Annotated in this window: 22 protein-coding genes; 6 read left to right on the forward strand and 16 right to left on the reverse strand. The window is 68.7% G+C overall.

Translation table 11 applies throughout. From position 1 onward, the window contains the following. The first annotated feature begins 121 nt into the window (after positions 1–121). The gene (locus tag EL288_RS07645) at positions 122–1,642 is read left to right on the forward strand and encodes a helicase HerA-like C-terminal domain-containing protein (RefSeq protein WP_033446434.1); all 1,521 of its coding nucleotides are present in this window, start codon (positions 122–124) and stop codon (positions 1,640–1,642) included. 65 nt (positions 1,643–1,707) lie between these two features. Here the strand turns inward: EL288_RS07645 and EL288_RS07650 are convergent, their stop codons facing one another. Continuing rightward, entirely contained in the window at positions 1,708–3,078 is a 1,371-nt protein-coding gene (locus tag EL288_RS07650) for an aspartate aminotransferase family protein (protein ID WP_003813182.1), read from the reverse strand. 136 nt (positions 3,079–3,214) lie between these two features. Here EL288_RS07650 and EL288_RS07655 point away from each other — a divergent pair, with 136 nt between their 5' ends. Further along, positions 3,215–4,147: a 2-hydroxyacid dehydrogenase gene (locus EL288_RS07655; protein ID WP_003813179.1), complete on the forward strand. Its 933-nt coding sequence runs from the start codon at positions 3,215–3,217 to the stop codon at positions 4,145–4,147. A gap of 10 nt (positions 4,148–4,157) precedes the next feature. Here EL288_RS07655 and EL288_RS07660 read toward each other — a convergent pair whose 3' ends face one another. The 10 genes from EL288_RS07660 to EL288_RS07705 all read right to left on the reverse strand — a co-directional run bounded on the left by EL288_RS07660 (position 4,158) and on the right by EL288_RS07705 (position 15,754). Next, entirely contained in the window at positions 4,158–5,651 is a 1,494-nt protein-coding gene (locus EL288_RS07660; protein WP_033449878.1) for an aldehyde dehydrogenase, read from the reverse strand. Next, positions 5,648–6,571: a DMT family transporter gene (locus tag EL288_RS07665; protein WP_003820271.1), complete on the reverse strand. Its 924-nt coding sequence runs from the start codon at positions 6,569–6,571 to the stop codon at positions 5,648–5,650. Before EL288_RS07665 ends, EL288_RS07660 begins: the two co-directional genes overlap by 4 nt. Positions 6,572–6,573: 2 nt before the next feature. After that, positions 6,574–7,836, reverse strand: coding sequence for a Zn-dependent hydrolase (locus EL288_RS07670; RefSeq protein ID WP_003813173.1), 1,263 nt, complete (start codon positions 7,834–7,836; stop codon positions 6,574–6,576). Positions 7,837–7,855: 19 nt separating this feature from the next. Next, a complete protein-coding gene (locus tag EL288_RS07675; protein ID WP_003813171.1) occupies positions 7,856–8,920 on the reverse strand; it encodes a histone deacetylase family protein in 1,065 nt (354 codons plus the stop codon). A 22-nt stretch (positions 8,921–8,942) separates the two neighbouring features. Further along, positions 8,943–9,233 carry a cupin domain-containing protein gene (locus EL288_RS07680; protein ID WP_033447274.1) on the reverse strand — a complete coding sequence of 97 codons (291 nt, stop codon included), beginning with the start codon at positions 9,231–9,233 and terminating at the stop codon, positions 8,943–8,945. Between the two features lie 29 nt (positions 9,234–9,262). Next, positions 9,263–10,537 carry a 4-aminobutyrate--2-oxoglutarate transaminase gene (gabT, locus tag EL288_RS07685; protein ID WP_003813168.1) on the reverse strand — a complete coding sequence of 425 codons (1,275 nt, stop codon included), beginning with the start codon at positions 10,535–10,537 and terminating at the stop codon, positions 9,263–9,265. A 40-nt stretch (positions 10,538–10,577) separates the two neighbouring features. After that, a complete protein-coding gene (locus EL288_RS07690) occupies positions 10,578–12,215 on the reverse strand; it encodes an ABC transporter ATP-binding protein (RefSeq protein WP_003813166.1) in 1,638 nt (545 codons plus the stop codon). A gap of 4 nt (positions 12,216–12,219) precedes the next feature. After that, complete coding sequence (locus EL288_RS07695) at positions 12,220–13,059, reverse strand: ABC transporter permease (RefSeq protein ID WP_003813165.1); 840 nt, start codon at positions 13,057–13,059, stop codon at positions 12,220–12,222. Then, complete coding sequence (locus EL288_RS07700) at positions 13,056–14,072, reverse strand: ABC transporter permease (RefSeq protein WP_003813162.1); 1,017 nt, start codon at positions 14,070–14,072, stop codon at positions 13,056–13,058. Before EL288_RS07700 ends, EL288_RS07695 begins: the two co-directional genes overlap by 4 nt. 107 nt (positions 14,073–14,179) lie before the next feature. Then, positions 14,180–15,754, reverse strand: a complete 1,575-nt coding sequence (locus EL288_RS07705) for an ABC transporter substrate-binding protein (protein WP_003813161.1) — start codon at positions 15,752–15,754, stop codon at positions 14,180–14,182. A gap of 419 nt (positions 15,755–16,173) precedes the next feature. On the opposite strand from EL288_RS07705, the gene pdxR reads away from it, so the two are divergent. Both pdxR and EL288_RS07715 read left to right on the forward strand, forming a co-directional pair. After that, positions 16,174–17,718: a MocR-like pyridoxine biosynthesis transcription factor PdxR gene (gene pdxR, locus EL288_RS07710; RefSeq protein WP_003813159.1), complete on the forward strand. Its 1,545-nt coding sequence runs from the start codon at positions 16,174–16,176 to the stop codon at positions 17,716–17,718. Between the two features lie 104 nt (positions 17,719–17,822). After that, on the forward strand, positions 17,823–18,890 hold the full coding sequence (locus EL288_RS07715; RefSeq protein WP_003813157.1) for a tartrate dehydrogenase: 1,068 nt from the start codon (positions 17,823–17,825) through the stop codon (positions 18,888–18,890). 18 nt (positions 18,891–18,908) lie between these two features. Here EL288_RS07715 and EL288_RS07720 read toward each other — a convergent pair whose 3' ends face one another. The 5 genes from EL288_RS07720 to EL288_RS07740 form a co-directional block, all read right to left on the reverse strand. Beyond that, positions 18,909–20,495 carry a DHA2 family efflux MFS transporter permease subunit gene (locus EL288_RS07720; protein WP_033452059.1) on the reverse strand — a complete coding sequence of 529 codons (1,587 nt, stop codon included), beginning with the start codon at positions 20,493–20,495 and terminating at the stop codon, positions 18,909–18,911. Further along, entirely contained in the window at positions 20,492–21,682 is a 1,191-nt protein-coding gene (locus tag EL288_RS07725; protein WP_033447276.1) for an HlyD family secretion protein, read from the reverse strand. The genes EL288_RS07720 and EL288_RS07725 overlap by 4 nt, the downstream gene beginning before the upstream one ends. A gap of 20 nt (positions 21,683–21,702) precedes the next feature. Then, on the reverse strand, positions 21,703–23,124 hold the full coding sequence (locus EL288_RS07730; protein ID WP_033459577.1) for an efflux transporter outer membrane subunit: 1,422 nt from the start codon (positions 23,122–23,124) through the stop codon (positions 21,703–21,705). Positions 23,125–23,247: 123 nt separating this feature from the next. Beyond that, a complete protein-coding gene (locus EL288_RS07735) occupies positions 23,248–23,736 on the reverse strand; it encodes a MarR family winged helix-turn-helix transcriptional regulator (protein WP_033449880.1) in 489 nt (162 codons plus the stop codon). A 59-nt stretch (positions 23,737–23,795) separates the two neighbouring features. Beyond that, a complete protein-coding gene (locus EL288_RS07740; protein WP_003813147.1) occupies positions 23,796–24,653 on the reverse strand; it encodes a DMT family transporter in 858 nt (285 codons plus the stop codon). A gap of 62 nt (positions 24,654–24,715) precedes the next feature. On the opposite strand from EL288_RS07740, the gene EL288_RS07745 reads away from it, so the two are divergent. Both EL288_RS07745 and EL288_RS07750 read left to right on the forward strand, forming a co-directional pair. Continuing rightward, positions 24,716–25,666 (forward strand): DMT family transporter, encoded by a 951-nt coding sequence (locus EL288_RS07745; RefSeq protein ID WP_003813145.1) that lies wholly within the window; start codon positions 24,716–24,718, stop codon positions 25,664–25,666. A gap of 62 nt (positions 25,667–25,728) precedes the next feature. Beyond that, positions 25,729–26,718 carry a quinone oxidoreductase family protein gene (locus EL288_RS07750; RefSeq protein WP_003813144.1) on the forward strand — a complete coding sequence of 330 codons (990 nt, stop codon included), beginning with the start codon at positions 25,729–25,731 and terminating at the stop codon, positions 26,716–26,718. The last annotated feature ends 18 nt before the right edge of the window (positions 26,719–26,736 follow it).

Here is a 26,736-nt window from a genome sequence, read left to right on the forward strand (position 1 = left end):
ATTTTAGCCTGCCTGGGGCCCTGCCGCCCCGCAGGCGTGTGTCGTGCATGCCACGGCCCACAAGCGGCGGCCCAGGCTCTACACTTGGGCGTCCGATTTTGCCCCCTTCCGGAGAGCGGTTATGCCTGATCCCATTGTTATCGCCAAGAATGCCCAGACCGAGCTGGCGCTGCTGCCCGCGCTGGCCAATCGGCACGGCTGCATTACCGGCGCCACCGGCACGGGCAAAACGGTGACGCTTCAGGTGCTCGCCGAGGCGTTTTCCCGTATTGGCACGCCGGTTTTCATGGCTGATGTAAAGGGGGATCTGACCGGGGTATCGCAGGCGGGTACGCCATCGCCGAAGTTGCAGGAGCGTCTGAAGAACCTGGGCCTGCCCGAGCCAGCCTGGGGCGCCAGCCCGGTATCGCTGTGGGATGTGTTCGGCGAACAGGGCGTGCCGATCCGCGCCACGGTGTCGGACATGGGGCCCTTGTTGCTGTCGCGCATGCTGGAGCTCAACGATACCCAGGAAGGGGTGCTGACGCTGGTGTTCCGCGTGGCCGACGACGAGGGGCAGTTGCTGCTGGACCTGAAGGACTTGCGCGCCATGCTGCAGAACGTGGCGGACCGCTCGGCCGAGCTGAAGACGCGCTATGGCAATGTGTCGGCCGCCACGGTGGGCGCCATCCAGCGCGGCCTGCTGCGGCTGGAGTCGCAGGGCGCCGAGCAATTCTTCGGCGAGCCCATGCTGGATGTGCACGATCTGCTGCGCACCGATGCGCAGGGGCGCGGCATGGTCAATATCCTGGCGGCCGACAAGCTGATGCAGGCGCCGCGCCTGTACGGGGTGTTCCTGCTCTGGCTGCTGGCCGACCTGTACGAGAAGCTGCCCGAGATCGGCGACCCAGAGCAACCCGGGCTGGTGTTCTTCTTCGACGAGGCGCACCTGCTGTTCAATGATGCGCCATCGGCGCTGCTGGACAAGATCGAGCAGGTGGTGCGGCTGGTGCGCTCCAAGGGCGTGGGGGTGTATTTCGTGACGCAGAATCCGCTGGACATCCCGGACACCGTGCTGGGCCAGCTGGGCAACCGCATCCAGCACGCCTTGCGCGCCTTCACGCCGCGCGACCAGAAGGCGGTCAAGACGGCGGCGCAGACGATGCGCCCGAATCCGGGGCTGGATATCGAGGCCGCCATCACGGAGCTCGGCGTGGGCGAGGCCCTGGTCTCGCTGCTGGATGCCAAGGGACGGCCGACCCCGACCGAACGCGCCTGGATCCTGCCGCCGGGTAGCCGCATCGGCCCGGCCACCGATGCCGAGCGCCAGGCCTTGAGGCAGGCCATGCCGCTGGCGCCCAAGTACGAGCAGACCGTCGACCGCGAGTCGGCCTACGAGGTGCTGACCGCGCGCGCCGCGGCCGATGCGCCGGCCACGGACGGCGCCCGCGCGCCCGCGGGCAAGAATGGCGCGCCGGCCGCGCCCGCCGAGGAGGGCGGGCTGATGCAAGGCATCAACGAGGTGCTGTTCGGTTCGACCGGCCCGCGCGGCGGCAAGCGCGACGGCGTGGTCCAGAGCGTGGCCAAGAGCACGGCGCGCCAGATGGCGCGCGAACTGGTGCGGGGCGTGCTGGGATCCCTGCTGGGATCGCGGCGGCGCTGAGGGTCAGCTGGCGCGCGCGCTGTTGCCGCGGCCGAGGCCGCGGCGCCGGCATGCGCGCCCGACGATCAGCCCTGCGCGACGTGGGCGGCGACGTCGTCCAGGGTGCGGGCAAAGCGCGCGACCATGTCGCGCACCTGTTCGGCGGTGATGATCAGGGGCGGGCAGAAGGCCACGGTGTCCTGGATGCCGCGCACGATCAGGCCATGGTCGTGCGCGCGCTCGTAGGCGTAGCCGCCGGCCTTGCCGAGCGGGTCGAAGGGCTGGCGCGTGGCCTTGTCGGCCACCAGTTCCACGCCGGCGATCAGGCCGACGCCGCGCACCTCGCCCACCAGCGGATGGCTGGACAGGGCCTGCAGCTCCTGGTGCAGCAGCGCGCCCATTTCGGCGGCGTGCTCGATCAGGCCGCGTTCGTCGATCAGGCGCAGGTTCTCCAGCGCCACCGCGGTGGCGACCGGGTGGCCGCTGGCCGTATAGCCATGCCCGAAAGTGCCCAGGCGGCCGCTGTGTTCGGCCACCACGTCGGCCACGCGGGCATTGAGCAGCACCGCGCCCAGCGGCTGGTACGAGGAGGTGATCTGCTTGGACAGCACCATGATGTCCGGCTCGATGTCGAAGACCTGCGAGCCGAAGCGCTGGCCCAGGCGCCCGAAGCCGGTGATGACTTCGTCGGCGATGACCAGGATGTCGTACTTGCGGCACACCGCCTGGATTTTCTGCCAGTAGGTGCGCGGGGGCACGATGACGCCGCCGGCGCCCATGACAGGTTCGCCGATAAAGGCGGCCACCGTGTCCGGGCCTTCTCGCAGGATCATGGCCTCGAGTTCGCCGGCCATGCGGGTGGCGAAATCTTCCTCGGTTTCGCCCGGCAGGCCGTAGCGGTAGTAGTGCGGGCAGGCGGTGTGGCGGATCTGCGGCAGCGGCAGGTCGAAGTCCTTGTGGTTGCCGGGCAGGCCGGTGAGGCTGGCCGAGGCGACCGTGACGCCGTGGTAGCCGCGCTGGCGCGCGATGATCTTCTTCTTGTCGCGGCGGCCCAGCGCATTGTTGTAGTACCACACCAGCTTGACGACCGTGTCGTTGGCCTCGGAGCCGGAGTTGGTGAAGAACGCCTGGGCCATGCGCCCGTCGGTGTAGCCGATCAGGCGCTCGGCCAGCGCGATGACGCTGGGGTGCGACTTGTGCGTGAACGTATGGTAGTAGGGCAGTTCCTGGAACTGGCGCGCCGCGGCCTCGACCAGGCGCTGCTCGCCGAAACCCACCGCGACGCTCCACAGGCCGGCCATTCCTTCGAGGTAGCGGTTGCCCTGGTCGTCGAACACGTATACGCCTTCACCGTGGGTGATGATGCGCGGGCCCACGTCGCGGTGCTTGACCGCGTTGGTGTAGGAGTGCAGCTGGTACTGGATGTCCTGCTGCTGGGCGGAGCTGAGAGTGGTCATGGTTGCGTTTCCGTTGCGGTGATGCCGGATTCCTGGACGAGGCTGTTATATCATCGCCATTATCCGCCAAGACGGCGCCGCGCAGGCGTGGCGCCGGCTATGGTCCCTACCGCCTGCCTGCCGCCATGGAACCGCCGTGAAAATCATCTACGCCTCCTGCAATGCCATCGATCCGCGCGAATGGACGGAGCCCTTGCAGGCGGCCTTGCCCGAGGCCGAGGTGGTCGCATGGCAGGCGGGCCAGCCGGTCCAGCATGCCGAACTGGCGGTGGTCTGGAACCCGCCGGCCGAATTGTTCGAGCGCGAGCTCGGCCTGCGCGCGGCGTTCAACCTGGGCGCCGGCGTGGACGCGCTGTTCAGGCTGGAGACGCTGCCGCCGGATTTTCCCGTGGTGCGACTGGAGGACGCGGGCATGGCGGTGCAGATGGCCGAGTACGCGGCGCATGCGCTGGTGCGCGCCAGCCGCCAGTTCGACGCGTATGACGCGCAGCAGCGCGCCGGGCAATGGCATCCGCTGCCCGAGCTCGATCGCACGCAATGGCCGGTGGGCGTGCTGGGCATGGGCGTGATGGGTACGCGCGTGGCGCAGACCCTGGCCGGCATGGATTATCCGGTGGCGGGCTGGTCGCGCAGCGGCAATGCGCCGCAGGGCGTGCAGGCCTTTGGCGGCGCCGATGCGCTGCCGGCCTTCCTGGCGCGCACCCGGGTGCTGGTCAACACGCTGCCGCTGACCGACGAGACGCGCGACCTGTTGCGCCGCGATACCCTGTCGCAATTGCTGCCGGGCGCCCACCTGATCAACATGGGGCGCGGCGAGCACCTGGTGGAAGAGGACCTGCTGGCGCTGCTCGACAGCGGGCATATGGCAGGCGCGGCGCTCGACGTGTTTCGCGAAGAGCCCCTGCCGGCCGGCCACCCGTTCTGGTCGCATCCGCGCGTGGCGATCACCCCGCACATCGCGGCCATCAGCCTGCGCCGCGAAACGGTGGCGCAGCTGGCGGCCAAGATCCGCGCCTTCCTGCGCGGCGAGCCGGTCACCGGCATGGTCACGCGCCGCCGCGGCTACTGAGCGGCCCCGGCTACAGGCGGATCCAGGTCGTCTTCAGCGAGGTGTACTTGTCCAGCGCGTGCAGCGACTTGTCGCGCCCGAAGCCGGATTGCTTGACGCCGCCGAACGGCACCGTCACGTCGCCGTCGAAGTAGCAGTTCACCCATACCAGGCCGGCGCGCAGCCTGCGCGAGACGCGGTGGGCGCGCGACAGGTCGGCCGTCCACAGGCCCGACCCCAGGCCATAGGCGGAGGCATTGGCCTGCGCCACCACCTCGTCTTCGCCGTCGAACCGGGTGACCGCCAGCACGGGGCCGAAGATCTCCTCGCGCACGATGGTCAGGTCGGGCCGCGCGCATTCGAAGATGGTGGGTTCTATGTAGTAGCCGCCGCTGTCGGCGCGCACGCGCTCGCCGCCCATGCGCAGCCGCGCGCCTTCGCGCCGGCCGCTTTCGACATATTCCAGCACGCGCGCCATCTGCCTTTCATCGACCATGGCGCCCATCGGCGAGGCCGGGTCGAGCGGATTGCCCGGCTGCATCGCGCGCGCGCACGCCTCCACCTTGCTGACGAAGGTGTCGTAGATGCCGGCTTGCACGTACAGGCGCGAGCCGGCGATGCAGACCTCGCCCTGGTTGTTGAAGATGCCGATGGCCGCCGCCAGGGCGGCGCGGTCCAGGTCGGGGCAGTCGTCGAAAATGATGTGCGGCGACTTGCCGCCGCATTCCAGCCAGATCTGCTTGAGGTTGGATTGCCCGGAATACTCCATGAAGCGCTTGCCGGTGGCGGTCGAGCCGGTGAACGCCAGGCAATCCACGTCCATGTGCAGTCCCAGCGCGCGCCCGGCCACCGGGCCGGCGCCCGGCACCACGTTGAGCACGCCGGCGGGGATGCCGGCCTGGAGCGCCAGTTCGGCCAGCCGCAGGGCCGACAGCGAGGACTGCTCGGCCGGCTTGAGGATCACGCTGTTGCCGGCGGCCAGCGCCGGCGCCACCTTCCACGAGGCCATCAGCAGCGGGTAGTTCCATGGCACCACGGCGGCCACCACGCCCAGCGGTTCGCGCGTGATGGTGGCCAGCGCGTCGGCGTCGGTGGGGGCGATTTCGTCGTACCGCTTGTCGATGGTCTCGGCATACCACGCGTAGGTATGCGCGGTTTCCGGGATGTCGAAGGCCATGGTGTCGCCGATCGGCTTGCCCATGTCCAGCGTTTCGATCAGGGCCAGTTCTTCGGCGTGCTCGCGGATCAGCGCGGCCAGGCGCAGCATGCACTGCTTGCGCTCGCGGCGCGGCATGCGCGACCACACGCCGGACTCGAAGGCGCGCCGCGCAGCCGCGACGGCCTGGTCGATATCGGCTTGCGAGCAGGCCGTCACTTCGGCGAGCAACTGGCCGGTGGCCGGGTTGATGGCGGCCAGCGGTCCGGCCCGGCCATCGTGCCAGCGGCCGTCGATGAAGGCCTGGTTGCGCAGCGTCAGGCCGGCAGCGAGGGATTCCCAATGGGACAGCGGGGGCAGGGTGCTCATGCGGCGGACTCCTTGTCGCGAACGGGCAGGCGCGGCGTGCCGGGGGCGCGCCGCGTGACGAGGAAAATGCCGGCGGCCACGATCAGCGCCATGCCGGCTGTGGCCGGCGCGTCGGGTGGCATGCCGAACCAGAAGGTGCTGAAGGCGACGGCCATCAGCAGATGGCAGTAGTTCAGCGGCGCCAGCGTCGAGGCTTCGACGCGCTGGAAGGCGCCGATCAACAGGATCTGCGCCAGGCCGTTGCACAGGCCCAGGGCGATGATCACCAGGCTGTCGGCCAGGCCCGGCCAGGGCTGCGGCAGGAAAAACGGCGCCGGCAGCGCCGTCATCAGCAGGCAGATGAAGGCGGTGTAGGCGTACTGCACGTGGCCCGGCACCTGGCCGGCCAGCTTGCGCGTGAGCAGCTGGAAAATGGCGTAGCTCACGGCGGCCACCGCCATCAGCACGGTGCCCAGCGCGGGCAGGTCGGCGCCCGGCCGCACGATCAGCAGCATGCCGCCGAACCCGACCGCCACCGCCAGCCACTGGGCGCGTCCGACCGATTCGCCCAGCAGCCAGGGCGACAGCGCCACCATGATCATCGGCGAGGTGAAGTAGATGGCGGTGGCCTCGGACAGCGGCATCCAGATCAGCGCCGTCATGAAGCAGGTGCCCACCGTGCCCAGCATCAGGCCGCGCACCACCAGCAGGCCGCGGCGCGGCGTGGCCGACAGGCGCGGCAGGCCGTGGCGCAGCAGCATGAACGCGGCGATGGTGGCCACCGCCGTGTAGCGCATCACATTCAGGAACGGCGCCGGATAGAACTGCAGCATGTACTTGCAGGCCGCGTCGAAGGTGGCAAAGGCCACCAGCGCGCCGAAGAACAGCGCGATGCCGAGGCGCCGCTGGCGGGCGGCGGCCGGCGCCGGGGCGGGGGCCATGTTCAGCGCTCCACCATGCCCGCGTGCTGCAGCATGGCGCCCAGCAGGACGTTGGCGCCGGCCTCCAGGTGGGCCGGGTCGGCGTCTTCCACTTCGTTGTGGCTGATGCCGTCCTTGCAGGGCACGAAGATCATCGCCGTCGGGCTGACGGTAGCCACGTAGACGGCGTCGTGGCCGGCGCCGGTGACGATGTCCATGTGGCTGTAGCCACGCGCCTCGGCCTGCTGGCGCACCGCGCCGATCAGGGCGGGCTCGAAGGGCGTGGGGGGAAAGTGCTGGACGTCGCGCAGATCGACGTCGACCGGATAGCCGGTGGTGTCGCCCGCGCCCAGCGCCTGGCAGGCCTGGCGCAGGCGGGCGTCCATCTCGGCCAGGCGCGCGGCGTCCGGGTGGCGCAGGTCGACCGTGAAGGACACCTTGCCGGGGATGACGTTGCGCGAGGATGGATAGACGTTGGCTACGCCCACGGTGCCGCGGCCCTGGGGGGCGTAGTCCAGCGCGATGCGCACGACTTCCTGCATCAGGTGCGTGGCGGCGTACAGGGCGTCGCGGCGCATGGGCATGGGCGTGGGGCCGGCGTGCGCCTCCATGCCGGTCACGGTGACGTCGTACCAGCGCAGGCCGAGCGAGCCGGTGACCACGCCGATGACCTTGTCCTCGGCTTCCAGGATGGGGCCTTGCTCGATATGCGCCTCGAAGTACTTGCCCAGCTTGCGCTGGCCTACCGGCGCGTCGCCGGCGTAGCCGATGCGCGCCAGCTCGTCGCGCACCGATTTGCCGTCCACGTCGGTGGCCGACAGGGCCGTCTCGAGCGGAAAGATGTTGCAGAAGACGCCGGAGCCCATCATGACGGGCACGAAGCGCGTGCCTTCCTCGTTGGTCCAGATCGCCAGTTCCAGCGGTGCCTCGGTGCGCACGTCGTGGTCCTGCAGCGTGCGCATGACCTCCAGTCCGGCCAGGACGCCGAAGCATCCGTCGAACTTGCCGCCGGTGGGCTGGGTGTCGATGTGGCTGCCGGTGGCCACGCTGGGCAGTTCCGGGCGCGCGCCGGGCCGGCGGCCGAAGATGTTGCCGACCTGGTCGACGGTGATTTCCAGGCCCGCTTCGCGCATCCAGCGCACCAGCAGGTCGCGGCCCTGGCCGTCCAGTTCGGTCAGCGCCAGGCGGCAATTGCCGCCCTTGGGCGTGGCGCCGATTTTCGCCAGCTCCATGAGCGAGTCCCACAGGCGTTGGCCGTTGATCGAAAGTGCGGTGGCAGTAGTCATGATGAGGCTCCGTTGCGGGTCAGACTGTGGCGGGCGCCATGCCCTGCAGGAAGGCTTCCAGCGCCGGGCCGATGGCCGGGACCATATAGCCGCCTTCCTGGACGACCACGGTGGGCAGGCCCAGGCCGTTGATGCGTTCGCCGATCTGGCGGTAGGCGTCCATGTCCAGCTTGAGTACGCTGATGGGGTCGTCCTTGTAGGTGTCGAAGCCCAGCGCCAGCACCAGCGCGCGCGGCCGGTAGTCGCGCAGCGCGGTCAGGGCGCTGTCCAGGGTTTCCAGGAAAATGGCGTTGCGCGCGCCGTGCGGCAGGGGGAAGTTCAGGTTGTAGCCGTGGCCGCTGCCGTAGCCGCGCTCGTGTGCATAGCCAGTGTAGAACGGGTAGTACCCGGACGGGTCGGCGTGCAGCGAGATAGTCATCACGTCCGAACGCTGGTAGAAGATGTTCTGCGTGCCATCGCCATGATGCGCGTCGACGTCCAGCACCACGACGCGCTCGCAGCGTTGCGCCAGGCGCTGCGCGGCCGCCGCGCTGCTGTTGAGGTAGCAGAAGCCGCCGGCGCGGTCGCGGTGCGCATGGTGTCCGGAAGGCCGGCACAGCGCGTAGGCGAGGGCCTGGTTCTGCAGCGCCCAGTCGGCGGCGGCCACGGCGCAATGGGTCGAGCGCAGGGCCGAGCGCCAGGTGTGCGGCCCGACCGGGCACGACAGGTCGCTCAGGTAGTAGCCGGTTTCGGCCACGATGGAAGTGGAGGGGCACGGGCCGCGGGCGGCATGCTCGACCCGGCCGTTGTAGTAGGGCGACAGGTTGGGCAGCACTTCGGGGCCCGGGTCGGCGCCGTTGGCGCGCATCGCCTGCCAGCGGGTGTACGCGTGTTCGAGATAGTCGAGGTACTCGTGGCTGTGTATGCCCTCGAGCGGCTCGCGGCCGTAGTCGGGCGGGCTGTCCACCGTCACGCCGCGCGAGGCCAGCATGGCGCGCAGCGTCTCGGCGCGGGCCGGCACGTCGGTGGGCGCGCTGATGCGGCCCAGCCGCATGAATTGCTCGGGCACATGCAACAGCTGTTCTTCGGAAAAAAACGCCTTCATGGCTGTCCTCGCTGATTGGGGGCTACGCTGCTTTGATCTCGATTTCCACGAAGACGAATTCCGTGTCGCTGGGGTTGATCACGTTGTGCTCCACGCCCTCCGGGCGGGTATAGGAAACGCCGCGGGTGAGCTGGCTGGTGACCGACCCTTCGGGGGTTTCCAGCAGCAGCGGGCCGGTGGTCATGGGCACGACGACATAGTCCATGCCATGGCGATGCCAGCCGGTTTCGCCGCCGGGCGGAAAGCGCCACTCGGTCACCTTGACCCGCTCGTTGTCGATCTGCACCGTGGGGATGGCGCCTGGGCGTTTCATGGTCAATCTCCTTGGTCGTGTGTGGGCATTCAAGCGTTCTGGCCGCGCAACGTCCGGGCCAGGATGTCCAGCGCTTCGCGCATGACCGCCTCCGGGATCGTCAGCGGGAAAAGAAAGCGGATGACGTTGCCGTCGCTGCCGCAGGTCAGGAGCAGCAACCCCTGTTCGAGCGCGCGGGCCTGGACCTGGCGCGCGAATTCGGGGCTGGGCGCATCGCTGCCGGGCTGGCGGAATTCCACCGCCACCATGGCGCCCAGCGCCCGCACCTCGGCGATCTCGGGGACGTCGTGGCGCTGCGCTTCCAGGTGGTCGCGCAACTGGTGGCCCAGGCGCGTGCCGCGCGCCAGCAGGTCCTCGGCCTCGATGATGCGGATCACCTCCAGCGCGGCGGCCACCGCCAGCGGATTGCCGGCATAGGTGCCGCCCAGGCCGCCCGGCGGCGGCGCGTCCATGACCTCGGCGCGGCCGCACACCGCCGACAGCGGCATGCCGCCGGCCAGGCTCTTGGCCATGGCGGTCAGGTCGGCCGCCACGCCGTAGTGTTCCATCGCGAACAGCTTGCCGGTGCGGCCGAAGCCGGTCTGGACTTCGTCGGCGATCAGCAGGATGCCGTGGTCGTCGCACAGGGCGCGCAGCGCCTGCATGAAGGCCGGCGGGCAGATATTGAAACCGCCCTCGCCCTGTACCGGTTCGATGATGATGGCCGCCACGCGGCGCGGGTCCACGTCGGTCTTGAACAGGGTCCCCAGGGCCGCCAGCGCGTCATCGGTGGATACCCCGTGCAGCGCGTTCGGATACGGCACATGGTAGATGTCGGCCGGAAACGGACCGAAGCCCACTTTGTACGGCACGACCTTGCCGGTCAGGGCCATGCCCAGCAGCGTGCGGCCGTGGAACGCCGCGCCGAAGGCGACGACGGCGGGCCGGCCGGTGGCCGCGCGAGCGATCTTGACGGCGTTCTCGACCGCCTCGGCTCCCGTGGTGAAGAGGGCGGTCTTCTTGGCGAAATCGCCCGGCGCCAGCTGGTTGATCCGTTCGGCCAGCTGGATATAGCTGGCGTACGGGACGATCTGGTAGGCCGTGTGGGTGAAGCGGCTCATCTGCGCCTGCAGCGCCTGCATCAGCTGCGGATGGCGATGGCCGGTGTTGAGCACGGCGATGCCGCCGGCGAAGTCGATGTAGCGGCGGCCTTCGGTATCCCACAGTTCGGCGTTCTCGGCGCGGTCCGCGTAGAAGTTGCACATCACGCCCACGCCGCGCGGCGTGGCGGCCTCCTTGCGGCGGGTCAGTTCTGCGTTGTCCATGTCGGCTCTCCTGTGCGGCGCGATCGAGGGCGTTGCGGCCCTAGGCGGTCTGCGCCTTGGTCGGGTCCCAGTGCTGGCCGGGAACGGCGGCGATCAACTGCTGCGTATAAGGGTTCTGCGGCTGGTCGAAAATCTGCGCGGGGGTGCCGTACTCCACCACCTTGCCGCGGTGCATGACCAGCACGGCATTGCAGATCTGCGCCGCCACGCGCAGATCGTGGGTGATGAAGATCAGCGCGATGCGCAGGCGCTGCTGCAATTCGTGCAGCAGCTGAAGCACCTGCGCCTGCACCGACACGTCCAGCGCCGAAACCGACTCGTCGGCCACCAGCACCTGCGGCTCCAGCGCCAGGGCGCGCGCGATGCCGATGCGCTGGCGCTGGCCGCCGGAGAACTGGTTGGGATAGCGGTCGAAGGCCGAGGGGTCGAGTCCCACCAGGGTCAGCAGTTCGCGCGCGCGGGCTTCGGCCTGGGCGCGCGTCTTGCCGTTGGCGACCGGGCCGTCGCTGATGATGCGGCCCACGGTCTGGCGCGGGTTGAGCGAGGCGAACGGATCCTGGAAAATCATCTGGATGTCCTTGCGCAACGGCCGGAACTGGCTTTCGGACAATCCGGCGATATCGCGCCCGTTGAACACCAGCTTGCCGCCGTCGATGCCGATCAGCTTGAGCAGGCATTTGCCGATGGTGGACTTGCCCGAACCGGATTCGCCGACGATGCCCAGCGTTTCGCCGCGGCGCACCTCGAAGCTGACCTCGTCGACCGCGCGCACCACCCGCTTCTTGCCGAACCAGCCATGGCCGGTGACATAGGTCTTGCACAGCTTGTCGACCGCCAGCACCGGCGCGTCCTGCGCCACCGGGGGGCGAGCGTCGGCGCGCCGGTGCGGGACGGCGGCGATCAGGCGGCGCGTATACGGGTGTTGCGGGCGGTTGAGGACTTCCTCGGCCGGACCTTGCTCGACCAGGATGCCTTGTTCCATCACCGCTACCCGATGGGCGATCTCGGCCACCACGCCGAAGTCATGCGTGACGAACATCACGCCCATGCCCTTTTCCTTCTGGATCCGGGCGATCAGGGCGAGGATCTGCGCCTGGGTGGTGACATCCAGGGCGGTGGTGGGCTCATCGGCGATGAGCAGGGCCGGCTCGAGCGCCAGGGCCATGGCGATCATCACGCGCTGGCGCTGGCCGCCGGACAGGCGGAATGGGTACACGTCGCACAGGACGGCCGGGTCGGGCAGGCCGACGAACGCCAGCAGCTCGAGCACGCGGCGCTGGCGTTGCGGACCGGGGTAGGCGTCGTGCACGCGCATGACTTCGCCGATCTGCTCGCCCACGGTCATCAGCGGATTGAGGGCCGACAGCGGCTCCTGGAAGATCATGGCCATGTCCTTGCCGCGCATCGACAGCAGGGTGGCCTCGTCCTGCCGCAGCAGGTCCTTGCCGCGGAACAGGATCTGGCCGCCCTGCGGCTGGAGGTAGTCGGGCAGCAGGCCCATGATGGCGTTGGCGCTCATCGACTTGCCCGAGCCGGACTCGCCGACGATGCACAGGATCTCCCCGGCGCGGATGTCGTAGGACACATCGCGCACGGCGTATTCGCGGTCGCCGCCGCGCGGCAGCGCAATGGTCAGGTCGCGTACCGAAAGCAGGGTTTCATGGTCGTTCATGGTCATTCCCCTATTCGCCGCGCTTGCGCAGTTGAGGATTGAGGGCGTCGTTCAGGCCTTCGCCGATCAGGTTGATGGCCAGCACGGTCAGCAGGATGGCCACACCGGGCCACACGCTCATCCACCAGGCCTCGCGGATCATGGTGCGCGCCGCGCCGATCATGAAGCCCCAGCTCATCAGGTTGCGGTCGCCCAGGCCCAGGAACGACAGCGACGATTCGGTCAGGATCGCGGTGGCAACCATGAACGAGGCCGACACGATGATGGGCGACATGGCGTTGGGCAGGATCTGGGTGCAGACGATGCGCCCGGGCGTCTGCCCGATCACGATGGCGGCCTGCACGAACTCGCGCTGCTTGAGCGTCATGAACTCGGAGCGGACCAGGCGCGCGGCCGGCGGCCACGACACCAGGGCGATGGCGCCCATGATCGAATACACCGACGGGCCCACCACGGCCACCAGCACGACCGCCATGGCCAGTTGCGGAATGGTCTGGAAGAACTCGGTAAAGCGCATCAGGGCATCGTCGATGCGCCCGCCGCAATAGCCGGCGATGGCGCCGATGGCGATGCCGAACAGCAGCGCCACGCCCGCAGACAGCAGCCCCACCATGAGCGAGACGCGCGCGCCCCATACCAGGCCCGCGGTGATGTCGCGGCCGAGCATGTCGGTGCCGAACGGGTAGGCCGAGTCGGTGAAGGGCGGGATCAGCGGGCTGGCCACCATCATCCACGGCGACTCTTCATACAGCAGGGGTGCGCACAGGGCCACCAGCACCACCAGCGCCACGATCACCAGCCCGGCGACCGCGCCGTAGTTGCGCATATAGCGTTTCATGAATCCATTCATGCGGCGGCTCCTTGCGTGCCGCCGGCGGCGATGCGCGGATCGATCAGGCGGTAGATCACGTCGGTGATCAGGTTGAAAACCACGACCATGATGGAGGTCACCAGGAAGATGCCCAGCAGCAGCTGGTAGTCGCGCTGCAGGAGCGCGTCGAACATGAGCCGGCCGATTCCGGGCCAGGCGAACACGGTCTCGGTCAGGACCGCGCCGCCGGCCATCTGGCCGAGCTGGATGCCGGCGAAGGTGATGACCGGCAGCAGGGCGTTGCGCAGCACGTGGGCGCGGATGACGCGGTTGGCGCTGACGCCCTTGGCGCGCGCGGTCTTGACGAAGTCCATGCCGATCACTTCCAGCATCGAGGCGCGCGTCAGGCGCACGTAGACCGCCATGAAGAAGCAGCCCAGCGTCACGGTGGGCAGGATCAGGTGCAAGGCGATGTCCTGCACGCGGGCCCAGCCGGTCAGGTTGCTGCCCACGGTCTCCATGCCGAAGGCCGGCAGCCAGCCCAGCATCACGGAAAACAGCAGGATGCCCATCAGCGACAGCCAGAACAGCGGCGTGGCGTACAGCAGCAGCGCGCCGGTCATGACGCTGCTGTCGATCCAGCGGCGCTTGTTGGCGTAGCGCGCGCGCGCGGCGACCACGCCCAGCAGCACGCCCAGGATGACCGAGAACAGGAACGCCGCGGACATCAGCAGGAAGGTGGCGGGCAGGCGCTCGACGATCAGGTCCAGCACCGGCACGTGATTGCGGTAGGAAAACCCCAGGTCGAACTGCAGCACGCCTTTCAGGTAGATGCCCAGCTGCGTCAGCACGGGCTTGTCCAGGCCGAACTGGGTGCGCAGTTGCTCGACATAGGCCGCGTCGCCGGCGCCGGCCTGGCCGGCCAGCACGGCGGCGGGGTCGCCCGGCGCCATGCGGATGAGGAAGAAGTTGATGATCACCACGCCCAGCACGACCACCAGGGCCTTGCCCAGGCGCGAGGCGAAGAAAGACAGGAATTTCATGCGATGCATCCCCCGGAGGGCGCGGTGCGCGCCGCTCCTGCTAGTTCACCGCCCGCGGCGGCGGGCGGCCGCGCGGGCCGGGCGGCGGGCCGTTCCTCGGCCCGCCGCATGCCGCGTCACTTCTCGATGTACACGTCGTCGAAGGTCTCGTTCATGCCGATGGCGGTCTTGACCATATTCTTGACCTTGCCGCGATACAGCGTCGGGAACTCCATGTCGACCAGGAAGCCGTTGGCCACCTCGGCGACCAGGATGGCCTGGATCTTGTTGTAGAGTTCCTGCCGCTTGGCCGGATCGACCTCGGCCGCGGCCTGTTCCCACAGCTTGTCGGACTCGGGGTTGCTGTAGCCCTGCACGTTGGCGAAGGGCGAGCCCTTGACGATGTTGGACGTCACGTACAGACGCTGCACGCCCAGCGCCGGATCGCCGTACTGGTAGCTGTAGGTGGTGGTCAGGTCGAAGTCCCAGTTGCCGGTGCGGCTGGCCCAGCCGCCGGCGTCGGTCGATTCGACATTGACCTTGAAGCCCAGCTGTTCGAGCGCCTGCTTGGTGTATTCGCCCAGGCGGTCCCAGGTCGCGCCGTAGGGGAAGCTGAGCTGGCGGATGGTGTAGTCGCCCGGGTTGATTCCGGACTCCTTGATCAGCGCGCGCGCCTTCTTCATGTCGAACGGGATGGCCGGGATGTCCTTGTCGAAGAACATCTCGGTGGGCACGAACGGGCTGGTCGAGATCTTGCCCAGGCCGAAGAAGATGTTGTCGACCACCAGCTTGCGGTTGAACGCGTGCATCACCGCCTGCCGCACCTTGATGTTGTCGAAGGGCGGCTTGCGCATGTTGAAGATGAGGTAGGCCTGCGGCGAGAACATCTCCCAGCCCTGGGTGGTGTATTGCACGTCGGGCAGCCCGCGCAGGCGCTTGACGTCGACGTTGTCCACGTCGCCGCCGCGCAGGGCGTCGATGCTGCCGCGTTCGAACGCCACCGCGCGCGAGGCCGAATCCGGGATCACGTTGAAGACCAGCTCGTCCAGGTAGGGCTTGCCTTCTTTCCAGTAGTCGGGATTGCGCTCCAGCTTGACGTATTCGCCGCGCTTCCATTCCTTGAACTTGAAGGGGCCGGTGCCGATGGGCTTCTGGTTGGCCGGGTTGGTGGCGTAGTCGGTGCCCGCGTAGATGTGCTTGGGCATCATGGGCGCGAAGCCCGGTTCGAACATCAGCATGAAGGCGGGAAAGGCCGACTTCAGGCGCACCACGACCGTGTGGTCGTCGACCTTTTCGACCTTGTCGAGGAATTTGCCCAGGATCACGCGCGCCCGGGCGTGGGTCTTGGGCAGCAGGTCGGACAGCGAGAAGACGACGTCGTCGGCCGTGAACGGCTTGCCATCGTGCCACTTGACGCCTTCCTGCAGATGGAAGGTGTAGCTCAGGCCGTCGGGCGCGGCTTCCCAGGACTTGGCCAGGCCGGGTTGCGGCTTGAGATCGAACGAATAGGTCAGCAGGCTTTCATAGATCTTGCCGGTGATGAACTGGGTCGGCCCTTGCTGGTTGAGCGCGGGGATCAGGATCGGCGGCTCGGGCTGCACGATCAGGTTGAGCGTGCCGCCCCGGGTCTGGGCATGCGCGTTCGTCAGCGGAAGGGCCGCCGCCAGGGTAAAGGCGGCTGCGGACAGTTTGAAGAGTTGTGTGAGTTTCACTGCTGGCCTCCGGGCTAGTTCAAGAACGGCGGCGGGGATCGGCTCCTGTGCCAAAGTCGATCGCCTGCCGCCTGGTACGTTCGGGTTACCGCAAGGTGATGAAACAAACGTGCTGCTGCGCGGTGCGAACACCGCTTGCCGCGCCGGGGCGCGGCGTACTGCGCCGGCCTCAGCCGGGAGCCTTGACGACGACAGCGTCGAATCGGGGGGATGGGGGGAAGCGGCGGCCGGGGGCCGCGCGGCCGGTCACGGCGCGGGCCGTGGCGGGTGCCGTGATGGCGGGAACAACGCAGTCAGTGTCCGATTGCAAGATTTTCCCCTTTGCATTCTGTTGGACCAGCTTGAGTACGTGAAAGGCAGCGTATCGAATATTTGGTACTCTCAATAGGTCCAAATCGTTTTTTGTTTGTGGTGCCACTTTGAAAGAGCTCATTCTGTCGGAGTGCCTGCTGCAGCGGCTGGAACGCCGCGGCGCCACGCCGCTGTCCAGGCAGATCTACGATTTGCTGCGCGATCTGATCCTGGCCGGCGACCTGCCCGCCGGCACCAAGCTGCCCGCGACCCGGGCGCTGGCGGTCGACACAGGGTTATCCCGCAATACCGTGCTGCACGCCTACGACCAGTTGCTGGCCGAGGGGTACCTCGTGTCGGCCTTCGGAAGTGGTACCTTCGTCTCCGATACCGTGCCGGCCACGCCGGAGCCGCCGGCGCCGCCCGAGGTCGAGGCCGCGGCGCAGCACTTCGCGCTGTCGCGCCGCGGCACCAAGCTGGTGCGCGAAGCCTCGGCGTCCGATCGGCAATGGGGCGCCTTCGTGGCCGGCGTGCCCGACGTTTCGCTGTTTCCGCGCGCGGTGTGGCAGCGCCTGCAGAGCCGGCGCTGGCGCCAGGCCCCGCCCGAACTGCTGACCTATGCGTACGGGGCCGGCTATATGCCCCTGCGCCGCGCGCTGGCCGAGCATCTGCGCCTGTCGCGCTCGGTCAAGTGCGATGCCGACCAGATCGTCGTGACCAGCGGCATCCACCAGGCCGTCAGCGTGCTGGCGCGCCTGCTGGGCGACAACGGCAACACCGCCTGGATGGAGAACCCCGGCTATTGGGGCGCGCGTTCGACGCTGATGGCCTGCGGCATCACGCCGGTGGCGGTCGCGGTGGACGACGAGGGCATGGCGCCCAGCGCGCAGCAATTGCAGGATCCGCCGCGCTTCATCTTCGTGACGCCGTCGCACCAGTATCCGCTGGGCATGGTGATGAGCCTGGCGCGGCGCCGCATGCTGCTGGATTACGCGCACAAGCGCGGCGCCTGGATCGTCGAGGACGACTACGACAGCGAGTTCCGCTTCGACGGACGCCCCATCGCTTCGCTGCAGGGGCTGGACCAGCACGACCGGGTGCTGTACCTGGGCACCTTCTCCAAGACGCTGTTTCCCGGCATCCGCCTGGCCTACATGGTGCTGCCCAAGCCGCTGGCCGGCCACGTCGCGACCGGGCTGTCGGAGCTGTATCGCGAAGGGCGCCTGATGGACCAGGCCGTGCTGGCCGACTTCATCGAAGGCGGCCATTACGCCACCCATATCCGCCGCGTCAAGCAACGCTATGCGGCACGCCAGGCGCTGTTGCGCGAGGCGGTCACGCGGGCCTTCGGCGCCGACTGGCCGATTTCCACCCACGAGGCGGGCCTGCACCTGGTGATGCACCTGCCCGACGGCACCGACGACCTGGGCATTTCCATCGCCGCGCGCACGCTGGGGCTGCACGCGCGGCCGCTGTCGCGCTACTACGCCAGCGAGCAGGACGCCCGTCCCGGGCTGCTGCTCGGCTATGCCTGCGTGCCCGAGGAAGAGATCGAACCGGCCTTCGAGCGCCTGGTGCAGGTCATTACGCCGGCGCTGGAGCACGTCGAGCGCCAGCAGCGCCGGCCGGTCTACAGCGACAAACTGAACGCCGAGGCCTGGAGCGGCGCCTGACGCCGGCTAGGCCCGCGCTTGGCCGCGCGCGCCGTTTGGATCGATAATGCGGGCCGGCTTCGCGCCGGCGCGGCGCGCGCACGATCGCATACAAGGAGACTGAGGTGGCAGCAAAACACAGGATCGCCGTCATCGCCGGCGACGGCATCGGCAAGGAAGTCATGCCCGAGGGGCTGCGCGTGCTGGAGGCGGCCGCCACGCGTTTCGGCATCGATTTCCAGTGGGACCATTTCGACTGGAGCTGCGATTACTACGCGCGCCATGGCAAGATGATGCCCGATGACTGGGCCGCGCAGATCGGCGGCCACGAGGCGATCTTCTTCGGCGCCATCGGCTGGCCCGACGCCGTGCCCGACCACGAGGCGCTGTGGGGGTCGCTGTTTCGCTTTCGCCGCGATTTCGACCAGTACATCAACCTGCGTCCGGTCAGGCTGATGCCGGGCGTGCCCACGCCGCTGGCCAACCGCAAGCCGGGCGACATCGATTTCTTCATCGTGCGCGAGAATACCGAGGGCGAGTATTCCAACAGCGGGGGGCGGCTGTTCGCCGGCACCGAGCGCGAAGTCGTGATCCAGGAAAGCGTGTTCACGCGCGTGGGCGCCGACCGCGTGCTGAAGTTCGCGTTCGAACTGGCGCGCAAGCGCGGCAAGCACCTGACCGCCGCCACCAAGTCCAACGGCATTTCGATCTCCATGCCGTGGTGGGACGAACGGGTGGCCGAGATGGCCGCGTCCTATCCGGACGTGCGCTGGGACAAATACCACATCGACATCCTGTGCGCGCACTTCGTGCAGCACCCGGACTGGTTCGATGTGGTGGTGGCGTCCAACCTGTTCGGCGACATTCTTTCCGACCTGGGGCCGGCCTGCACCGGCACCATCGGCATTGCGCCGTCGGCCAACCTCAACCCGGAACGCAAGTTTCCCTCGCTGTTCGAGCCGGTGCACGGCTCGGCGCCCGACATCTACGGCAAGGGCATCGCCAACCCGATCGGGCAGATCTGGAGCGGCGCGCTGATGCTGGATTTCCTCGGCTATCCGCAAGCCGCGGCGGCGGTGGTCGCGGCCATCGAGCAGGTGCTGGTCGACGGGCCGCGCACGCCGGACATGCAGGGCAAGGCCACCACGGCCGAAGTGGGTTCGGCCATCGCCGCGCTGGTGGCCGCCGGCTGAGGCCGCGCGGCCTGGCGCTCAGTGCGCGCCGGCCGCCGCCTCGGCCGCGCCGCCGCCCGCGCTCTTGGCGGACTTGGGCCGGGCCAGCCATACCAGGCCGGTCAGCAGCAGGAAGATCGCCGCCGACGCATAAAAGACGTCCAGCGCCGACAGCGTGTAGGCCTGCGTGTCGATCATGCCGTTGATCACGGTCAGCGCCTGCTGGTGCGACATGCCGGCGCCGTTCTGCAACGTGCCCAGCGTGTGGTCGAAGGCCTGCTGGCCCGGCGTGGCGATCTCGGTCAGCTGGGCGTGGTGCAGGTTGGCGCGGTTGTCCCACATGGTGGTGGCGATGGAGGTGCCGAACGCGCCCGCGGTCAGGCGCGCGAAGTTCGACAGGCCCGAGGCCGCCGGAATGCGCGAGGCGTCGAGACTGGACAGCGTGATCGACGTCAACGGCACGAAGAACATCGCCATGGCGGCGCCCTGGATGATGGTCGGGACCATCAGCGTGCGCACGTCGGTCTGCGTGTTGAAGCCCGCGCGCATGAAGCACACCAGCGCGAACACCATGAAGGCCACGGTGACGATCTGGCGCGGGTCGCGGGTGGCGAGCATCTTGCCCACGATGGGGGTGAGCAGGATGGCCAGCAGTCCGACCGGCGCGGTCACCATGCCGGCGTAGGTCGCGGTGTAGCCCATATTGCTCTGCAGCCACAGTGGCAGCAGCACCACGTTGCCGAAGAAGACGCCGTAGGCCACGGCCAGCGTCAGCGCGCCCACCGTGAAATTGCGCTCCTTGAACAGGCGCAGGTCGACCACGGGATGGGCGTCGGTGAGCTCCCAGATCAGGAAGAACACGAAGGCCACGAAGGCGGTGGCGGCCAGCGCGACGATCACGGGGCTGGCGAACCAGTCCAGCTCCTTGCCCTTGTCCAGCATGATCTGCAGCGCGCCCACCCACACCACCAGCAACAGCAGGCCTACCTTGTCGATGGGCAGCTTGCGGGTCTGCGATTCGCGGTCGCGGTAGACGCGCCAGCTGATCCAGGCCGCCAGCAGGCCCACCGGCACGTTGATGTAGAAGATCCACGGCCAGGTGTAGTTGTCCGAGATCCAGCCGCCCAGCAGCGGCCCGGCCACCGGCGCGACCAGCGTGGTCATCGACCAGACCGCCAGCGCCATGCCGGCCTTGTGCTTGGGAAAGCTGGCCAGCATCAGCGCCTGCGACAGCGGAATCATCGGGCCCGCCACGGCGCCCTGCAGCACGCGAAAGCCGATCAGGGCTTCCAGCGTGGGCGAGAAGCCGCATAGCCACGAGGCCAGCACGAACAGCAAGGTGGAGGTGAGGAACAGCCGGACCTGGCCGAAGCGCTGCGTCAGCCAGCCGGTCAGCGGCACCGTGATGGCATTGGCCACCGCGAACGAGGTGATGACCCAGGTGCCCTGGCTGGTGCTCACGCCCAGGTCGCCCGAGATGGTCGGGATCGACACGTTGGCGATCGAGGTGTCCAGCACGTTCATGAACACCGCGGTCGACAGCGCGATCGAGCCGATGATGCGGGTCGCGCCCTCCAGCGGCGGATAGGGCGCGCCGCCGGCGGACGACTTGGGCTTGTCGCTCATGATGCGAGATTGGCCTGGATGATGCGCGCGATCAGCGCGTCGGCCTCATCGTGCGCCGGCTCGAACACCTGGGTCGAGAGGGCCGGTTCGGCGCGCGGCGCGGCGGTCACGGGCTGGCCTTGCTCGGCGCCGACATCGACCTCGACGTCCATGGACAGGCCCACGCGCAGCGGATGGGTCTTGAGCTGCTCCGGGTCCAGCGCGATGCGCACCGGCACCCGCTGCACCACCTTGATCCAGTTGCCCGAGGCGTTCTGCGCCGGCAGCAGCGCGAAGGCGCTGCCGGTGCCGGCGTCCAGGCCGATGACCTTGCCGTCGTAGACCACCGAGCCGCCGTACAGGTCGGCCGTGATCCTGGCGGGCTGGCCGATGCGCATGTGGCGCAGCTGCCCTTCCTTGAAATTGGCCTCGACCCAGATCTGGTCCAGCGGCACGACGTTCATCAGCATGGCGCCGGGGGCGACGCGCTGGCCGACCTGCGCGGCGCGGCGCGCCACGATGCCGTCGACCGGCGCCGGCAGCACGGTGCGCGAACGGTTCAGCCAGGCATTGCGCACCTGGGCGGCGGCATTGCGCACGTCCGGATGCTCGGCCACCGTCGTGCCCTCGGTCAGCGCCTGGTTGGTCGCCAGCTTGGCCTGGGCGGCGGCCAGGTTGGCGCGCGCCTGCGCCAGGGCCGACTGGGCGGACTTGAGCGCGGTCTCGGCGTGCAGGATTTCCTCGCCGCTGACGCCGCCCGACTTGGCCAGCGTCTGGCGCCGCTGCAGGTCGCTCTGGGCGCGCTTCAGGTCGGCCTGGGCGCGCGCGATCTCTGCCTGCCGCACGTCGATGTCGGCGGCCAGGGCGTCGTTCTGGACGTAGAGCGTGCGGACCTGGCGCACCGTCTGGGCCAGGCGCGCCTCGGCCTGCTGCAGCGCCACGTCGGTGTCGGCCGGATCCAGCCGCACCAGCGCCTGGCCCGCCGTCACGGCCTCCGTGTCGTCGGCCTCGATGGCGACGACGGTGCCGGGCACCTGCGGCGTGATCTGCACCAGGTTGCCGTGGACATAGGCGTCGTCGGTGCTCTCGAAGTGCGAGCCGAACAGCGCCCACCAGATGGCATAGGCGATGGCCAGCACGGCGAACACACCGGTTGCCAGCCACAGCAGGCGTTTGCGGGCGGGGTGGGTGGTCGGGGAGGGGCTCATGAGGTGTGAATCCGGTTCATTCAATGAGAGGGGGAGGCCGCCTTGGTGGCCGGGGGCGCATAGCCGCCGCCCAGGGCGTAGGCCAGGTCGGCGTCGAGCTGGTAGGCGCGGATGCGCAGATCGGTATCCAGCCGCGCCTGGGTCAGCACGCCCGTCTGCGCGATCAGCACCGACAGATAGTTGCCCAGCCCTGCCCGATAGCGCTTGACCGCCAGGTCATAGGCCGCGTCGATGGCTTCGCGGGCCTGGCGCTGTTCGGCCTGCTCGCGGCCGAGCAGGCGCAGCGCATCGATGGCGTCGGCGGTCTGCTGCACGGCGTCGAGCACCGTCTGGTTGTAGTCCGAGACCGCCAGGTCGGCGTCGGCGCGGCGGCCCGCCAGGTTGGCGTTGAGTTCGCCGCCATGGAAGATGGGCAGCGTGATGGCCGGGCCGATGCCGGCGGCGCGGCTGCCGGCGTCGAGCAGCCGGCCGGTGCCCAGCGCCTCGAAGCCGGCGAAGGCCACCAGGTTGATGTTGGGATAGAACTCGGCCTTGGCGGCCTCGATGCCGTGGCGCGCGGCGATGGCCCGCCAGCGCGCCGCCGTGACGTCGGGCCGATGGCCCAGCAACTCGAGCGGTACGTTGGCCGGAATCACCCCGCCGGGGGCGGTCAGCGCGACCGGGGCCAGCGCCTGGCCGCGCACGGGGCCGGCGCCGGCCAGGGCCGCCACTTGGTTGCGCAGCTGGGCGATGGTGGTTTCGTTCTGGGTCAGCTCGACCCGGCCGGCCGCCAGCGACGATTCGGCCTGCTTGACCTCCACCTCGGTGTCCAGCCCGGCGGCCTTGCGGCCGCGCGTCAGGTCCACCACTTCGGCGCGCTGGCTCAGCACGCGCTGCAGCACCTCGCGCTGCGCGAAGGCGTTCTGCAGGTTGAGGTAGCTGCGCACGATGGCGCGCGCCAGCAGGTTGCGGGCGGCCTGCGCGTCGGCGTCGGCCGCGTCGCGCTGCGAAACGGCGGCCTGCAGGCGGGCGCGGTTCTTGCCCCAGAAGTCCAGCTCGTAGCTGAAGTCCAGCGCCAGCCGGTTGTCGCTGACCACCGAGCCGCCGGTGGGCGGGGGATAGATGTAGTTCTTCGGCAGGTGTTCGCGGGTGAGCGTGTAGTTGGCGTCCACGCGCGGCAGCAGCGGCGCGCGCGCGCCGGCGACGGCGGCGTTGGCTTGCGCCAGCCGGGCCCGCGCGGCGGCCAGCGACGGATGGCTGGCCAGCGCCTCGGACACCAGGGCGTCGAGCTGCGGATCGGCATAGCGTTGCCACCATTGCCGGGCCGGCCATTGCACGCCCGCGGCGCTCAGGCCCAGGCGGGCGGCGTCCAGTTCGGCCACCGGCGGCGGCGCCGGATCCATCAGGGCGCAACCGCCCAGGGCCAGCGCCAGGGCTGCGGAAAGGAGGCGGAACCGTTTCATCCTGACTGTTCGCTTAAAGTCATTGATTAATCTGTATCTGACTAGGCAGCTATTATGACGCAATTTCGTACATATGCCATGGCAAGATGACTGACTGGGAGCGGGTTTTCGGGGGCCTGGCGGCTAGCCGCCGACCGAGCCGTTGGCGATCATCCGGCGCAGCATGTGCTGCAGCTGCGCCACTTCCTCGGTGGAGAATCCACGCAGGTGGTGGTTGAGCACCTTGGCGATATAGGCCGGTATTTCGCGCGCCTTGGTCTGGCCCTCGGGCGTCAGTTCGATCTTGATGACGCGCCGGTCTTCCTGGCTGCGCACGCGGCGCAGCAGGTCCTTGGCCTCCAGGCGGTCCAGCGTGCGCGTCATGGCGCCGGTGTCGACGTTGATCAGGCGGGCCAGCTCGGCCGGGGTGTCGGCCCGTCCGCTGGCGATCATGGCCAGCGGGCGCCATTGCATGGCGGTCAAGCCCAGCGGCGCCATTTCCAGGTCCAGCATCCGGTTGAGCGAATTGGACACCAGCTTGATGAGAAAGCCGGCGTTGTCGTCGCGGGTACAGATGCTGTCGGCGCGGTAGTGCGCAAACGGTTCGGACGAGGCGGAGCGGGGCGGATTCATGCCGGAATTTTACTGCCTAGGCAACTATTGTCAAGGCAGTTCATGGCCGGGCAGGGTGGTCAGTGCGTGCTCTTGCGCAGCCCCGACCAGACGATGGCGGCGACGATCAGCGCCGCGCCGGCCAGCATGCGCAGGGTCGGCACCTGGGTGAACAGGATCCAGGCAAAACCGATGGCGTAGACGGGTTCCAGCGCGATGACCAGGCCGGCGCTGCGCGCGTTCAGGCGGGTCAGGCTGGAGACGAACAGGTAGTGCGACAGCCCGGTGCAGAAGATGCCCAGCAGCGCCACCCAGAGCCAGTCCAGCGCGTGCAGGGCAGGCAGGTGGACCACCGCGAAGGGCAGCATGACCAGCGCCACCACGGCGTTTTGCCAGCAGGCGACCTGCATGGGGTCCATGCCCGCCGCGGCGCGCCGGTTGGTCAGCGCCAGCATGGCGAAGGAAAAGCCGGATACCAGCCCCCAGACCAGCCCCACGGTGCCCTGGTCGGCCAGGTCGAACGACGGCGTCACCAGCACCAGCCCCGCGGTGACCAGGCCCAGCAGCAGCCACTCGGCCAGGCGCACCCGCTCGCGGAACACCAGGCCCTCGAACAAGGTGATGAAGGCGGGAAAGCTGGCAAAGCCCAGGGTGGCGATGGCGATGCCGCCCACCTTGACCGAGATGAAGAAGGTCACCCAGTGCGCGGCCAGCAGGCAGCCGGCGATGACCAGCACGAACAGCTGGGCCGGCGTCAGCACCCCCAGCAGCGAGCGGCGCTGCATGCGCGCGAACACGGCCAGCGCGCCGACGGCGAACAGCGCCCGTCCCAGGGTGATCACGGCCGCCCCGGCCTGGATCAGTTCGCCGAAGACCCCGGTCAGGCCGAACAGGACGGCGGCGATATGGATATAGACGAGGGCGCGTTGGCGTGTCATGAATGCGGACTGCGGAAAGGGGCGGGTGCGCGGTGGCCGCGCGACGAAACTAAAATGATCGCATGAATCGCAACAGGCAGCTTTCCGACCCCTCCCGCTTTTCCGGCATGGCAGCGGGCTTTTTTATGGCCACGCTGGGGGCGGTGTTGTTTTCCGGCAAGGCCATCGTGGTCAAGTTCACCTACCGCTACGGCATCGACGCGGTGACGCTGATCGCGTTTCGCATGCTGTTCGCCATGCCGTTCTTTGCCGCGGTGGCCTGGTGGCAGGCGCGCCGCGCGGCGCGCGGCGAATTGCCGGTGCTGAGCTGGCGCGAGCGCGGCCAGCTGTGCGCGCTGGGCCTGCTGGGATATTACCTGTCCAGCTTCCTGGATTTCCTCGGGCTGCGCCACATCACGGCCGGGCTGGAGCGCCTGATCCTGTTCCTGTCGCCGTCGCTGGTGGTGCTGCTGTCGGCGTGGTGGCTGAAGCGGCCGGTGACGCGCCGCCAGTGGGGCGCCATGCTGCTGTCCTACGTGGGCGTGGCGCTGGTCCTGTCGCACGACCTGAGCCAGAGCGGCGCGGGCGCCGACGTGCTGACAGGGTCTTTCTTCGTTTTTTGCTCCGCGCTCAGCTATTCTGTGTACCTGATCTGTTCGGGAGAGCTGGTCGAGCGGGTCGGGGCAACCCGGCTGGTGGCCTATGCCATGCTGGTCTCGTGCGTGGCCAGCCTGATCCAGTTCTTCCTGATCCACCCGGCATCGGTGCTGGTCCAGCCCGCCGCCGTCTATGGCTATTCGGTGATCCACGCCACCGTCAACACGGTGCTGCCGGTGTTCATGCTGATGTGGGCGGTTGCCCTGGTCGGCGCGCCCACCGCGTCGCTGCTGGGCATGGTGGGGCCGGTGTCGGTCCTGTTCCTGGCGGCGTGGTTCCTCGACGAGCCCATTACGGTGTGGCAGCTGGCCGGTACCGCGCTGGTGCTGGCGGGCGTGTTCGTTCTGGCCGGGCGCCGCCGCCCGGCCAGGCCATAGCGCCGGCCGCGATCCGATTCGCATGATCCCTCATTACCTGATTCGCTCTCAAGGAGGCCCGCATGGCCAGCAACATCGTCAAGGCAGTCCGCATCGAACAGCACGGCGGCCCGGAAGTCCTGCAAGTCGTCGACGTCGAGGTGCCGCCGCCGGCGGCCAATGAAGTCACCATCCGCCAGCATGCCGCCGGCCTGAACTTCATCGACATCTACTTCCGCACCGGCCTGTATCCGCATCCGCTGCCGCATGGCCTGGGTTTCGAAGGCGCCGGGGTGGTCGAGGCCGTGGGTGCCGACGTGCGCCACCTCAAGAAGGGCGACCGCGTCGCCTATGGCCAGAGCCCGCTGGGCGCGTACGCCCAGGCGCGCAACGTGCCGGCCGCGCAGGTCGTCAAGCTGCCCAAGGGCATCGGCTTCGACGAGGCCGCCGCGCTGATGCTCAAGGGGCTGACGGTGCAATACCTGTTCCGCCAGACCTATCGCCTGCAGGGCAACGAGACCATCCTGTTCCATGCCGCCGCCGGCGGCGTGGGGCTGATCGCCTGCCAATGGGCCAAGGCGCTGGGCGTCAAGCTGATCGGCACGGTCTCCAGCCCCGAGAAGGCCGAGCTGGCCCGCGCCCATGGCGCCTGGGCCACCATCGACTACTCGCGCGAGAACGTGGTCGAGCGCCTGCTGGAGCTGACCGGCGGCAAGAAGGTGCCGGTGGTCTATGACGGCGTGGGCAAGGACACCTGGGAAACCTCGCTGGACTGCATCGAGCCGCGCGGCCTGATGGTCAGCTTCGGCAACGCCTCGGGGCCGGTGGCCGGCGTCAACCTGGGCATCCTGAACCAGAAGGGCAGCCTGTACGTGACGCGGCCGTCGCTGGGCGTGCACGTCAATACCCACGAGAAGCTGGCTGCCGCCGCTGACGAACTGTTCGGCCTGGTGCTGAAGAAGAAGATCAAGGTACGCATCGACCAGCGCTACAGCCTGGCCCAGGCCGGCGACGCGCAGACGGCGCTGGCCGGCCGCAAGACCACCGGCGCGACCGTCCTGACCCTGGACTGATCCGCCGCGCGGGTTGGC

The organism is Bordetella bronchiseptica (assembly GCF_900636925.1).
GTDB lineage: Bacteria > Pseudomonadota > Gammaproteobacteria > Burkholderiales > Burkholderiaceae_B > Bordetella > Bordetella pertussis.

Coding starts and splice junctions, on each gene's coding strand:
- EL288_RS07645 (WP_033446434.1), top strand. CDS start 122: ATGCCTGATCCCATTGTTATCGCCAAGAATGCCCAGACCGAGCTGGCG.
- EL288_RS07650 (WP_003813182.1), bottom strand. CDS start 3,078: ATGACCACTCTCAGCTCCGCCCAGCAGCAGGACATCCAGTACCAGCTG.
- EL288_RS07660 (WP_033449878.1), bottom strand. CDS start 5,651: ATGAGCACCCTGCCCCCGCTGTCCCATTGGGAATCCCTCGCTGCCGGC.
- EL288_RS07665 (WP_003820271.1), bottom strand. CDS start 6,571: ATGGCCCCCGCCCCGGCGCCGGCCGCCGCCCGCCAGCGGCGCCTCGGC.
- EL288_RS07670 (WP_003813173.1), bottom strand. CDS start 7,836: ATGACTACTGCCACCGCACTTTCGATCAACGGCCAACGCCTGTGGGAC.
- EL288_RS07675 (WP_003813171.1), bottom strand. CDS start 8,920: ATGAAGGCGTTTTTTTCCGAAGAACAGCTGTTGCATGTGCCCGAGCAA.
- EL288_RS07680 (WP_033447274.1), bottom strand. CDS start 9,233: ATGAAACGCCCAGGCGCCATCCCCACGGTGCAGATCGACAACGAGCGG.
- gabT (WP_003813168.1), bottom strand. CDS start 10,537: ATGGACAACGCAGAACTGACCCGCCGCAAGGAGGCCGCCACGCCGCGC.
- EL288_RS07690 (WP_003813166.1), bottom strand. CDS start 12,215: ATGACCATGAACGACCATGAAACCCTGCTTTCGGTACGCGACCTGACC.
- EL288_RS07695 (WP_003813165.1), bottom strand. CDS start 13,059: ATGAATGGATTCATGAAACGCTATATGCGCAACTACGGCGCGGTCGCC.
- EL288_RS07700 (WP_003813162.1), bottom strand. CDS start 14,072: ATGCATCGCATGAAATTCCTGTCTTTCTTCGCCTCGCGCCTGGGCAAG.
- EL288_RS07720 (WP_033452059.1), bottom strand. CDS start 20,495: ATGAGCGACAAGCCCAAGTCGTCCGCCGGCGGCGCGCCCTATCCGCCG.
- EL288_RS07725 (WP_033447276.1), bottom strand. CDS start 21,682: ATGAGCCCCTCCCCGACCACCCACCCCGCCCGCAAACGCCTGCTGTGG.
- EL288_RS07730 (WP_033459577.1), bottom strand. CDS start 23,124: ATGAAACGGTTCCGCCTCCTTTCCGCAGCCCTGGCGCTGGCCCTGGGC.
- EL288_RS07735 (WP_033449880.1), bottom strand. CDS start 23,736: ATGAATCCGCCCCGCTCCGCCTCGTCCGAACCGTTTGCGCACTACCGC.
- EL288_RS07740 (WP_003813147.1), bottom strand. CDS start 24,653: ATGACACGCCAACGCGCCCTCGTCTATATCCATATCGCCGCCGTCCTG.
- EL288_RS07745 (WP_003813145.1), top strand. CDS start 24,716: ATGAATCGCAACAGGCAGCTTTCCGACCCCTCCCGCTTTTCCGGCATG.
- EL288_RS07750 (WP_003813144.1), top strand. CDS start 25,729: ATGGCCAGCAACATCGTCAAGGCAGTCCGCATCGAACAGCACGGCGGC.